Origin of the sequence: Paraferrimonas sp. SM1919 (genome assembly GCF_010993985.1) — a bacterium.
Classification (GTDB): domain Bacteria; phylum Pseudomonadota; class Gammaproteobacteria; order Enterobacterales; family Shewanellaceae; genus SM1919.
Genome location: NZ_WINH01000005.1, coordinates 92,862 through 105,118 on the forward strand (window position 1 = coordinate 92,862; position 12,257 = coordinate 105,118).

General features: G+C 39.3%; 9 protein-coding genes. 1 reads left to right on the top strand and 8 read right to left on the bottom strand.

The window, feature by feature from the left end:
• Positions 1–59 precede the first annotated feature (59 nt).
• The 7 genes from GFB48_RS04430 to GFB48_RS04460 all read right to left on the bottom strand — a co-directional run bounded on the left by GFB48_RS04430 (position 60) and on the right by GFB48_RS04460 (position 11,021).
• Positions 60–899 (bottom strand): protein-glutamate O-methyltransferase CheR, encoded by an 840-nt coding sequence (locus GFB48_RS04430; RefSeq protein WP_163931713.1) that lies wholly within the window; start codon positions 897–899, stop codon positions 60–62.
• Positions 899–3,679, bottom strand: a complete 2,781-nt coding sequence (locus GFB48_RS04435; RefSeq protein WP_163931716.1) for a methyl-accepting chemotaxis protein — start codon at positions 3,677–3,679, stop codon at positions 899–901. The genes GFB48_RS04430 and GFB48_RS04435 overlap by 1 nt, the downstream gene beginning before the upstream one ends.
• Positions 3,680–3,693: 14 nt before the next feature.
• Positions 3,694–4,221: a chemotaxis protein CheW gene (locus tag GFB48_RS04440; protein WP_240464825.1), complete on the bottom strand. Its 528-nt coding sequence runs from the start codon at positions 4,219–4,221 to the stop codon at positions 3,694–3,696.
• A gap of 44 nt (positions 4,222–4,265) precedes the next feature.
• On the bottom strand, positions 4,266–6,341 hold the full coding sequence (locus GFB48_RS04445) for a chemotaxis protein CheA (protein WP_163931719.1): 2,076 nt from the start codon (positions 6,339–6,341) through the stop codon (positions 4,266–4,268).
• Between the two features lie 309 nt (positions 6,342–6,650).
• The gene (locus tag GFB48_RS04450) at positions 6,651–7,046 is read right to left on the bottom strand and encodes a DUF2391 family protein (RefSeq protein WP_163931722.1); all 396 of its coding nucleotides are present in this window, start codon (positions 7,044–7,046) and stop codon (positions 6,651–6,653) included.
• A 223-nt stretch (positions 7,047–7,269) separates the two neighbouring features.
• Positions 7,270–8,862 (bottom strand): isocitrate lyase, encoded by a 1,593-nt coding sequence (locus tag GFB48_RS04455; RefSeq protein WP_163931725.1) that lies wholly within the window; start codon positions 8,860–8,862, stop codon positions 7,270–7,272.
• Positions 8,859–11,021: a malate synthase G gene (locus tag GFB48_RS04460; protein ID WP_163931728.1), complete on the bottom strand. Its 2,163-nt coding sequence runs from the start codon at positions 11,019–11,021 to the stop codon at positions 8,859–8,861. Before GFB48_RS04460 ends, GFB48_RS04455 begins: the two co-directional genes overlap by 4 nt.
• 216 nt (positions 11,022–11,237) lie before the next feature.
• Between GFB48_RS04460 and GFB48_RS04465 the strand changes: the two genes are divergently transcribed.
• The gene (locus GFB48_RS04465) at positions 11,238–11,858 is read left to right on the top strand and encodes a sulfotransferase (RefSeq protein ID WP_163931731.1); all 621 of its coding nucleotides are present in this window, start codon (positions 11,238–11,240) and stop codon (positions 11,856–11,858) included.
• 8 nt (positions 11,859–11,866) lie between these two features.
• Here the strand turns inward: GFB48_RS04465 and GFB48_RS04470 are convergent, their stop codons facing one another.
• Positions 11,867–12,223, bottom strand: a complete 357-nt coding sequence (locus GFB48_RS04470; RefSeq protein WP_163931734.1) for a hypothetical protein — start codon at positions 12,221–12,223, stop codon at positions 11,867–11,869.
• Positions 12,224–12,257: the final 34 nt, after the last annotated feature.

Sequence of the window (12,257 nt, forward strand, 5' to 3'; positions counted from 1 at the left end):
ATTCAATTACGGTTTAAGTGTGGTGAAGCCATGATATCTCATACCAGTTGCTACTATTGCTAATGTTTAATGTACATTGTTCTTTTTACTAACTGTAGAGCTTCATGAGTGTGATCATCATTGTTTTTGTGGTAACTTTCTGAGTGTCCTAAAAACAAGAAACCACCTTTTTTTAAATATTTGGCTAAATGCAAAGTGATCGCTTGTTGTGTGACTTTATCAAAGTAAATGAGGACATTACGACAAAATATGACATCAAAGCTCCGTGTCAACGGCCAAGCTTTATCGATTAAATTAAGATAATTGAATTGCACCAGCGATTTAACTTCCTCTCTAATTTGATAACTATTATCGAGTTTATGATAAATAAAGTAACGGTCCTTTTGTTCAATAGTTAACCTTTCAAGTTGCTCAAGTCGATATATCCCTTTAACGGCATTTTTAAGTGCTTCAACATTAATGTCTGTTGCTAAAATTTTTATTGGCGGATGCAAGCTGCCAAACAACTCAATCATTTCTATCGCAATGGTGTAAGCTTCCTCACCGGAGGAACAGCCAGCAGACCAAACTCGAATGGGATAATCGAGTTGTTTCGCTCTAATCATTGCAATTAACTGAGCACGCAACATTTCAAAATGATATTGCTCTCGATAAAAGTAAGTAAGATTTGTTGTTAATGCATTAATAAAATAAGGCATTTCAGAAGAATTAGTATCGCTAACAAGATTTATATAAGTTGTAAAATCGTCGATTTTGGTTGCTCGCAAGCGAGTAACTAAACGATTATAAACTAGGTTTTTCTTACTGTTATTTAAAGTGATACCGGTATTTGCCAGGAGTAACTCCTTGACTCTTAGAAATTCCTTGTCACTAAAATGCCTATGATCAATGGTAGGCATTAAAATTCTGACCAATCATTATCATAAATATCTGAACTTGAAAGTTTTGGCTGTTGATGGGGTTGAGCAGCGATTTGCGCATTAACGCCGCTAGTGTGACCGGTATCAAAAGCGCTTGTGTAACTTGCCAAATTAGCCACTTGTTCTTCTAGTGAACTTGCCGCTGCGGCTCCCTCCTCTACTAAGGCAGAGTTTTGCTGGGTTACATCATCAACATCTAACATTGCATGACTGACTTGTTCAATCGCCTCACTTTGTTCAATGGATGCATTCGATATTTCCTCAATTAAGGCCGCCACAGATTGAATCGCCGTTACAACTGTGGTGATTGATTGCCCTGCTTGTCCAGCTAACGTCACACCTGACTCAATTTTATCTACAGATGAATTGATCAGTTCCTTGATCTCTTTGGCTGCCGTTGCAGAACGCTGCGCTAAGTTTCTGACTTCGGTCGCCACTACCGCAAATCCGCGTCCTTGCTCACCGGCCCTAGCGGCTTCTACTGCAGCATTGAGGGCTAATATATTGGTTTGGAATGCAATACTATCAATCACTGAAATAATGTTTATGATCTCTTGTGAACTTGAATTTATTTCTGACATGTTTTCAACAACATGCTTAACGATTTCGCCACCATTTAGGGCATTTTTGGCGGTTTGTTTCGCTAAATTATTTGCATTGATGGAATGTTCTGAATTTTGTTTTACTGTTACACTGAGTTGTTCCACACTTGATGACGTAACCTCTAAGCTGCGAGCTTGTTTTTCAGTTCTCTTAGCTAAATCGATATTGCCAATGGCTATCTCTTTTGCCGCCGTATTAATGGTGTCGGCGGAAAGCTGAATCTGCAAAATCATTTCTTTGAGTCGATTAACCGTTAAATTAGTGCTTTCCATCAATTCACCAAACGCACCAGAATATTTATTATATACTTGTACTGTCAAATCCCCTTCAGCAAGGGATGACAATACCGACGCAACATCTTTCAAACAGGTCTCATTAACCTCTAAAACACTGTTTAAGTTTTCGGAAAGCATATTAAAGAATTTGTTGTTACCTGAGATGGACATTCTTTTACTAAAGTCCCCTTTTGCTGCCGCTTGAATCACCGATTGGATCTCTGATTCAATGCTGAACTCTTGAGTACGATCATTCCATTCTGTTATATAGCCAATGTGGTGTCCATGGGTATCAATAACCGTATTAATATTGAGGCTGAATTGACGCGAGCCTATATCTAATTGTAATTCGACGGCTTCTTTTTGCGCTTTAGACTTAAAAATATCTTTATCTTGGCTGAGCTTTAACAGCAATTGTTTCATATTAAAGCCAACAATCTGCTCTGAATTGAACTCAGGATCGGCTGTGCTAAAATCTTTTTGAAAACGACTAAATGTTGAAATGAGTGAAGGGTTTACATATATAACATTACCTTGATTGTTTTGGATCATCATACAAGTACTTACATTATCCAAAGCAATTTTAATTTGAGTTGCTGAGATGGCTTGTTGCTTCACATTTTCCATGTTGTATGCCAACAACACCTTCATTGACTTTAAGGACTGTAGAACATCTGAAATTTCATCATCATTATTGATTGTTACATCAAAAAGGTAATCTTGCCTAACTAACCTAAAAAAGTAGTTTTTGATATCGTTGAGGCGATGATTAATATCCTTAGAAAACAAGTAGGCAACCGACAGATAAATGACGATAAAAAACAACGTCAATGAAACAGAAATCATCACATCTGAAATATAAATAAATTTACTATCCGCAATAATCTTATCGGAACTCTGAAGGTTAGCAGCGAGCGTCGTCTCGAGTTCAATAAGCAAGTCATCTATTTGTTTTTTTGAGATATCAACAAAGGAAGTTAAAGTCGCTTCTGAAAAAATTTGTTTAGGAATGTCTGCTAATTGTTCCGTTACATTTGAGCTGAAGTTTTGTAAAAGGTTTTTATTGCTCCTGAAAAAGGCGCGATAACTTGAGTCGAGCTTAGTATGATGATTATTGATAAGCTCATTGAGAATACTATCAAGTTCTACAAGTTTAAGATTGTTTTCTTTAATTTTACTGACTTCAACCATTTTTGCGCCAATATCGGAAGTCATTTTTAGTTTTTCTAAGCGGTGCTTGCTGTCTATCCAAATCCTCTGAGAATCAATCAGCTTGGCGTACATTTTGATATGTACTTGATGCAGTTGTTCAATTCCTTGCATTTCCTTATAAGCCCCATGAATGCCAACGGCTAAAACCGACAACAGAGAAATTGTCCCAATTGCAACCATCGCAAATAACTTCTGCTTTATTGACAATTCTGGTATCCACGACACTTTATTACGAACAACTTTACCTCTTTTAACGATGTAGCGATTATCTTGGGATTCACTAAGGAGACGGTAATCCAATTTTGCCTTCTGTAGGTCGATAGCATTTGGTGCAGATCGTACCGCTATGTAGCCAGTTTGAATGCCGTTTTCATAAAATGGGGTAATATCCGTTTTTACCCAACAGTAACCGCCATTTTTTAGTTTGTCTTTGACAATTCCTGACCAGGAGTAGCCAGCTGCTATTTGCCTGGAAAAGTCTTCATAAATGGCCGCAGGGATATCTGGGTGGCGTAAAATATTGAGTTGACTGCCCAATATTTCTGCTTCTGAAAAACCTGACACTCTTATAAATCCATCATTCGCAGAAATGATTTTTCCTGTCAAATCAGTAGTACAAATTAACAATTCATTTTCAGATAATATATATTCTTTACTCTCATTACTCATAATGTTTTTGCCTATTAGACCTCTGGTTTGATTGTGTCGCCGTCGTTAACTACCGGTTCTAACGCTTTTATTTCTTCATTGGCTATCAATTGAGTGATATTTAAAATAACCAGCATCAGTTTATCTAAAGAGACTAACCCTTCTATATATTCGATATTTAAGACTGCGTGAAGGCTTGGCGGGGGCTGGATCTGTGCTGGTTGTAAATGGACAACATCCTCAACGGCATCGACAACAATACCAATGGTTTTGTCATAAACCTTAATAATGATCACGACAGTCATGTCATTATAAGTAATATTTGTCATGCCAAATTTAAGTCGCATATCAATGATAGGAATGATTAAACCTCTTAAATTCATGACACCTTTGATATGTTGAGGGAGGTTAGGAATGGTGGTGACATAGCCATAAGTGCGAATTTCTTGAACAGTTAAAATATCGATTCCATAATATTCAGTACCTAACCAGAAAGTTAGGTACTCATTCATATTAGTTGTCTGTTCTGCAATGAAATATTGCTTATCGGTTAGATGCGTCAAGCTTGTGTCCCATGTTTCTTTAAAGTACTAAGCATAATTGATGGTCAGCATTTTGCTGTTTTTACCAAATCGGCGACATCTAATATCAGAGATACCCGACCATCACCCATTATAGTCGCCCCGGAAATACATGGTAATTTCTTATAGTTATCCACTATGTTTTTAACGACAATTTGTTGTTGTCCGAGCAACCTGTCAACCAACAAAGCAACCATCTGATCGCCATGCTCGAGTAATACTATGATGCCATCTTGTGGCTTACTATATTGTGACTCAATGTTAAAAAAGCGATCCAGTCTTAAGATTGGAACATAACTACCCTGTACTTTTATCAACGAATGGTGGCTATTTAATTGTTTAATTTCGGTGCTATTTGGTTGTAATGATTCGATAATATAAGTCAATGGTATGATGTAAGTCTGCTCCCCTACGGCCACAGACATGCCCTCGATAATGGCTAATGTTAGGGGCATTCGAATGGAAATTGTCGTTCCTTTATTGATTATTGAGCTGATTTCTATTCGTCCACCTAGCGCAGTAATATTGCGTTTAACTACGTCCATCCCTACTCCACGGCCAGAAACTTCGGTGACAGACTCAGCAGTTGAGAATCCTGGAGAAAATATAAGCTGAAAAATATCTTGTTCTTGCTGACTCTCTGGTATTGATAAACCAAGCTTCTGTGCTTTATCGAGTATTTTTCTAGGATCGATTCCCGCTCCATCATCTTCTATGTTGATGACGACATCACCACCACGGTACATTGCGATCAGTTTAATTATGCCTTGTTCACTTTTTGCAAGGGTTTGTCGTTGCTCTGGCATCTCTATGCCATGATCGATACTATTTCTGACTAAATGGGTAAGTGGGTCAACCAGTTTTTCCAGCAAGCCCTTATCCAACTCGGTATCTTCACCTTCAATTATTAAATTTATTTGTTTGTTCATTGATTGGCTTAAATCCCTCACCACACGAGGAAATCGTTTAAATAAAGTGCCAATGGGCATCATTCTTACTGACATGACTGAAGCTTGTAATTCCCGTGTATTGCCCTCAAGTTGATGTATTCTGCTTGTTAGCAATTCATGGTTATCCAGCCCAAGATCAACGATAAGATTCTGTAACATTGATTGGGTAATGATCAGCTCGCCAACCTGATTAATTAATTCATCTATTTTATGGGTACTTACTCTAATAGAAGTACTTTCTTGAACTTTGAAGACAGGGCTATCCTTGCTGGGTAGGTTTACTTGACTGCTATCGCCATGTTCAATTGAGGATAATAACGACTCTGGTTGTTTGGATTGGCCATACCAATGCCATATTTTTTGCTTTGCCGTCTCCACTTTCATCGGTTTGACCAGGTAATCATCCATGCCTGCATCTAAACATTTTTGTTTTTCTTGCTCCCCTATCATGGCAGTCATGGCAATAATGGGGATTGTTTTAACGGCCTCTCCGGCTTCACCATTACGAATTGCCATACTTGTTTGATAACCATTTAACACCGGCATATGACAGTCTAATAAAATAATATCGAAAGGTTGCTGTTGCGCATCTTGCAGGCTCGCGAGTGCAACTTGGCCATTCTCTGCAAGGGCATAATTTTTGATCCCTATCTTTTTTAAAATATGTGTGGCCAATTTCTGATTAACCGCACTATCTTCAACAATAAGAATATTAATGGCAGCAAAGTCATGGTTAATAATTTCATTAGTTGGCTCTTCATTAGCAAAAAACTGACGCAGTGAATCGCAAAGAGTGTTAATTTTGTTTTCACTGACGTTGCCCGAAGCGTCATTCTGATGGGCCTGCTTTAATGACTGTAAGATATCCTTAGCCTGCAGCAGCAATTCAATCATAGCTTGATTGATCTTAATTTTTTTGTTTTTAATGGATGATAGGAAATGCTCTAAAGTGTGGGTGACGGTTGCTATGTCATCAAAACCGAATATGGCTGAACCACCTTTAATTGAATGCGCAGCTCTAAAAAGTGCATCTAATAATTCGATATTATCCCTTTGATTATCGGTATCTAATAATAATGATTCCATTTCTTGGAGATGCTCACTCATCTCTTCAAAAAAGATCTGTTCAAATTGCTTATTATTGTCAACCATAAAGATAAGAGATCATATTAATTTAACTATTTAAGTATTTACATCAAGTGAAGTATGGTAGTGAGTTGCTACAACCGCAAGAAAATGACGATCAAGTTGTTTAACCACTGAATGAGGAACTTATTTGTCAGGCTTGCTAGCGGTCACGGCTAACTTTTTTAGTTCTAATGGTGAAAAATAGCGATATGGTTGAGGTGGTTTGCAATACTGTGTAATTAACTAACCTGTTGTAATATTACAGGCCATTAACAGTCACATCATTGCCCGAAAACTTATTGGTTAAATGTATCTTATCGTTACTATTAACCGTTATTCTTTATCAAAACTATCGACGATTATTGCGCCCATTGAGGCAGGCATTGTGATCACGACTAATCGTTTTAATGCCGTTACTGGCTCATCAAATAACGGAAACTTATCCAAAGCGAACAATACCAAAGCCACCACAAGTGCGGCAATGACATAAGCGATAATAATGCGACTTAAGAACACAGGCACTCGATACTTGATGTTTCCCTGAAAAACATTCTGATAGGCGAAAATTCCTAGGAAAATAACCGACAGAATAAAAAGCAGAATAAGGTTGCCTAGGGGGAGCACTTCGCCAAGTCTCCACGCCTCTTCTGAGAATGAAATCGGCACTGCCAATGCGAAAGCGCCAACAGTCACCTGACTTGCGTCTTCAGTATTAAAACTCAAATTCATGATCATAAACCTATCTAGCATTGCTTGTTTTTTAGCCTTAATTATTAAATCATAAAATAAGCAACCATAGCCAGTTACTATTCTAAGTACTTGGTTAAGAATAAAAACAATGGCTGGATCTTATTAATGGAGCTTTAACACTATTGCTGACATTAAAATTATTTTTAAAACAAAAAAGCGCTGGCAAATGGCAGCGCTTGATTAGGTATAGTTTCGATAAAGGTTAGCCAAACTGGTTCATGGTATTGGCTGCTCCACCAGCTTTAAGGGCATTGTCACCGCTAAAGTAGGTTTTGTGGTCGTCACCAATGTTAGAGCCTGACATATCTTGGTGCTTCACACAGGCAAGGCCTTGGCGAATTTCTTTTCGTTGTACCCCTTTAACATAAGCGAGCATGCCCATTTCACTAAAGTAATCTTTAGCAAGGTTATCCGTAGACAATGCCGCTGTGTGGTAGGTTGGTAGTGTAATGAGATGATGGAAAATACCCGCCTGGGCCGCCGCATCACGTTGGAAGTTACGAATACGTTCGTCTGCTTCTAATGCTAACTCGCTATCATCGTAAATGGCATTCATTAACTTCTCACGGTCGTAGGCTGATACGTCTTTGCCCGCTTCTGACCAAGCATCAAAGGTTTGCTGACGGAAGTTCAGCGTCCAGTTAAATGATGGCGAGTTGTTGTACACCAACTTAGCATTTGGAACTACTTCGCGGATACGGTCAACCATGGCTTTAATTTGGGCAATGTGCGGCTTCTCGGTTTCAATCCACAATAGGTCTGCACCCTGCTGCAGTGAGGTAATACAGTCAAGTACCACACGGTCTTCACCCGTGTTCGCTTTAAAGCGTACTAGCGCATTTGGCAGTCTGATTGGTTTAATAATGCCACCTTTTTGGCGAATAACCATGTCGCCCATTTCAATGTCTTCAAGACTAGTCACTGGAGTACCGTCAATAAACTCATTGTATTGCTCGGCTAAATCACCTGGAGTTTGGGATACAGGGATCTTTTGAGTAAGTCCTGCACCTAATGAATCGGTACGGGCCACAATCACACCATCTTCAACCCCTAACTCTAAGAAGGCATAACGTACCGCGTTAATTTTCGCTAAAAAGTCTTCGTGGGGTACGGTTACCTTACCATCCTGGTGGCCACATTGCTTAGCGTCAGATACTTGGTTTTCAATTTGAATGCAGCAGGCCCCTGCCTCAATCATCTTTTTCGCTAATAAATATGTCGCTTCTTCGTTACCAAAACCGGCGTCAATATCAGCAATTATTGGCACCACATGGGTTTGGAAGTTGTCAATCTGCTTAAGAATATTTTGCGCTTCAATCGAGCCCTTATCTTCACAGTTATCTAACGCTTGGTATAAATGGTTCAGTTCGCGGGCATCGGCTTGTTTTAAAAAGTCATACAGCTCAGCAATTAATGCTGGTACTGAGGTTTTCTCATGCATGGATTGGTCTGGTAATGGCCCAAACTCACTGCGCATGGCCGCCACCATCCAACCTGATAGGTATAGGTAACGACCTTTAGTGTTTTCAAAATGCTTCTTCACTGAAATCATTTTTTGTTGACCAATAAAGCCATGCCAGCAGCCAAGTGACTGAGTGTATTGACTCGGATCGTTATCATAGGCAGCCATGTCTGCTCGCATGATTTTTGCCGTATATTTTGCAATGTCTAAACCAGTACGAAAACGGTTTTGCAGTTGCATACGTGCCACGTATTCAGGGTTAATATTATGACTAATATATGGTGCCTGGTTAAGGTGTGCTTGGTTGGCATCAATGTTTAAACGGTAGCTCATGCGGATACTCCTTGTGATTGCTGTAGTTTAGCTAGTTTACGGTAGTGATGTAATAATGGTTCGGTATAGCCTGAAGGCTGTTTGTGGGATAGGAAAATAAGATCCCTCGAGCAGTTCAGGGCTGGATTATTCAGGTTATTTCTCAGTAGAGAACGGTATTGACTATCATGGCTGTTCTGCTGATCAACCACTTTAGCCATCTCAACAATGGTGGTTTCAACTTGTTCAGCGGTAACTAAACCATGGGTTAACCAATTATTGATATGACAACTAGATATTCTTAAGGTCGCTCGGTCTTCCATTAGGCCCACATTATTAATATCTGGAACCTTTGAACAACCTACTCCCTGATCTACCCAGCGCACCACATAACCTAAAATACCTTGTATATTGTTTTGTAACTCATCGGCAATTTGTTGGCTCGATAAGTTATTGTCCAACAGCGGCAGGCTTAACATGCCTAAAGGATCGGTATTGCAACTAAATTGTTTATGGCCTGCAAATACATCATGCATTTGATAATGCATGGCATGTAGGGTAGCCGCGGTGGGTGATGGCACCCAGGCGGTGGTAGCGCCGGATTGAGGGTGACTGAGTTTTTGCGCCATCATCGCCGCCATCTCATCGGGCATAGGCCACATACCTTTACCTATTTGTGCTCTGCCAGAGAAACCCGTTTGTAGACCGATATTGACGTTATTATTTTCATAGCAGCTATTCCACAGCTGCTTAAGTTCACCTTTTACCGCGTAACTGCCGGCGAAGTGGCTGGTATGGATTTCATCGCCGGTTCTGTCTAAAAATCCGGTATTGATAAACACCACACGCTCTTTTGCCCGTTCAATACAGTTTTTAAGGTTTAGCGAGGTACGGCGTTCTTCATCCATAATGCCAACTTTAATGGTGTTAGCTGCCAAGCCAAGCAGCCTTTCTACATCAGCCAACACCGCACAGGTAAATGCCACTTCCTCTGAACCATGCATTTTCGGCTTTACAATGTAGATAGAATCAGTGGCAGAATTAATATGTTTACAAACGTTTTGGTTAGTAATACCAATGCTGCCAATAAGGCTGGTGATCACCGCATCAACAATTCCTTCGGGGGCTTGCTGACCATTTTCTTTGATCACTAAGTCTGTTGTCATTAGGTGACCAACATTACGCACCATCATCAGTGCTCGACCTTTTAAAGTTTGTTCGTTACCTCTGGTATCTAGGTAGGTTTTATCAGAATTTTGCCTACGGGTAATAATTTCATCACCCTTATTAAAGGTATCGGTAAGGGTGCCTAGGTTTAACCCTAACCAGTTTTTGTAGGCGGCAATTTTGTCTTCACTGTCAACACAGGCTACTGAATCCTCAAAATCCATAATGGTTGAGATAGCCGATTCCAGGTTAATATCGTTGAGGCCCGCCCTATCTGTCTTACCTATATTGCCTTGTTTATCGATGCACATTTCCATGTGCAAACCATTGCGTTTGAAAAACAGGCTAAAACCTTGGCCCACTTGCTCTGACTGACCTATAAATTGGCTGGCATCCTTAAGTGCAACCACCTCCCCCCCTTTTAGGGTGGCAAGTAAATGTCGATAATAAACCCGATACTCGATCACATCTTTATGGGATCCCTTATAGAGAGGGAAATAGTTATCTAAGAATGCTTTTGCGTAATCAATAACTTGACTACCGCGTTCAGGGTTATAAGTGCCATCTTTTTGACCTTCAATAACATCTGTTCCATATAAAGCATCAAACAAACTTCCCCAACGGGCGTTAGCCGCATTCAGGGCAAAACGAGCGTTACTAATGGGGACCACTAATTGTGGGCCGGCAATGCTCGCGAGTTCCGGATCGACATTACTGGTGTTAATCGTGAAATTTTCGCACTCAGGTTCAATATAACCAATCTTGGTTAAAAATTGCTGCTGTGCTTCAATTTCAACACTACCACCATTTTTGAAGTATTCATTGATGGCGTGTTGCAATAGGTCTCTTTTTTGCAGCAGTTCAATATTTCGAGGGCTGTGTTTCTCTACAATCTGTGCAAAACCATCCCAAAATGCGGTTGGATTGAGTTTGGTAAACGGCAATACCTGCTCATCAATGAATTGCACTAACTGGCTATTAAACTGTAACTGTTTGGTGGCGGCTAAAGTCATAGTGTTTCCTTGTTTCTTGCCTATGACTTAACCCTAATTAATTTTTCAATAAAATTTCACAAATAAAATTACACAGTGTAAATTTTACAAAAAAAGCAGTTGTTAAATAACGTAAAAATCGTTCACAAAGCCTATAAATCATTTAAAATGTCGCCAAAATTACTAGAAGTTCACCTTTTATGGTGGTTACTTCTTTATATGAAGAGTTGTAAATATTTGAAAAAAATAATTATTATCGGGCTACCTCGAACCGGCACCACTAGCGTAAGTATATTTTTACTTGAAGCTGGCCTTAATGTTGCGCATATGGGATTTACTCAAGATTGTTTTTATGCGGCTGATGCCATAAGCGACGCACCATGCTTTAGTGACTACCAGTCATTACATAAGATCTTCGCTGATGCTAGGTTTGTCTATTTGAATAGAAATATTGAAACTTGGCTGCCTTCAATTACTATGCTATTGGCTAAAATGCAGCCTCATTTAGCACCAGAAGGCAAGTTTCATCCGATAATGAAGCGTGCTTTTACGAAAGTTTTTGGTGATCTAAATAACATTGATATAAGTGATCAGTGCTATTTGAAAAATTGCTACCAAAAACATCAACAGCAAGTGTTGAATTATTTTAAAGACCATAACAACTTTATCAGTATCGACATAGAGGCCCCCCATGGGGCTCAAAAGCTCAGTCACTTTTTAGGGTTAGATTTTATCAGCGATGGATTTTCGGTATACAATCAAGGCTTAAGGGTCGCTGCTTGGGATGAGTATAAACACCCCAACAAAATTAATAGTAATCTTGCTGGAGTCAATAGAAGGAAGTTCTTTAGTTATTGATTGTGGGGTTAGTTTAAAGCCATAACCTTTGATAATTTTTGGTCTCGTAACAAAGTAATCTCGTGCCGAGTTAAACTCGATTTAGGGATGATTTTTGATGTTTCAACCATCATAAAGAACACTCTTTTATTCATGGTATTCCATGCAAACAACACCCATTCACTTTGATTATAATTTTCAGGTAAAGTGAGATTGTCATTAGGATTCGGCGATAAACTTGGGCACAAAACAATATTCCCAAGTTGCCCCACTAATTGCCGCTGATTAGGGCCCAATTCAACCATAATATTTAATTGTTTGAAATGCTCGATGGCGATTTCTGCCAGTTGTCGATTCAATAGCTCTGGCTGAGTTTGCGTTAACATAAATTCCCCTACTATTATTTGGCTTAACATCTTG

What these genes read in the sequence shown, in the direction of transcription:
- GFB48_RS04450 (WP_163931722.1), bottom strand. Translation starts at nt 7,046, where the DNA reads ATGAATTTGAGTTTTAATACTGAAGACGCAAGTCAGGTGACTGTTGGC.
- GFB48_RS04455 (WP_163931725.1), bottom strand. Translation starts at nt 8,862, where the DNA reads ATGAGCTACCGTTTAAACATTGATGCCAACCAAGCACACCTTAACCAG.
- GFB48_RS04470 (WP_163931734.1), bottom strand. Translation starts at nt 12,223, where the DNA reads ATGTTAACGCAAACTCAGCCAGAGCTATTGAATCGACAACTGGCAGAA.
- GFB48_RS04435 (WP_163931716.1), bottom strand. Translation starts at nt 3,679, where the DNA reads ATGAGTAATGAGAGTAAAGAATATATATTATCTGAAAATGAATTGTTA.
- GFB48_RS04445 (WP_163931719.1), bottom strand. Translation starts at nt 6,341, where the DNA reads ATGGTTGACAATAATAAGCAATTTGAACAGATCTTTTTTGAAGAGATG.
- GFB48_RS04460 (WP_163931728.1), bottom strand. Translation starts at nt 11,021, where the DNA reads ATGACTTTAGCCGCCACCAAACAGTTACAGTTTAATAGCCAGTTAGTG.
- GFB48_RS04430 (WP_163931713.1), bottom strand. Translation starts at nt 899, where the DNA reads ATGCCTACCATTGATCATAGGCATTTTAGTGACAAGGAATTTCTAAGA.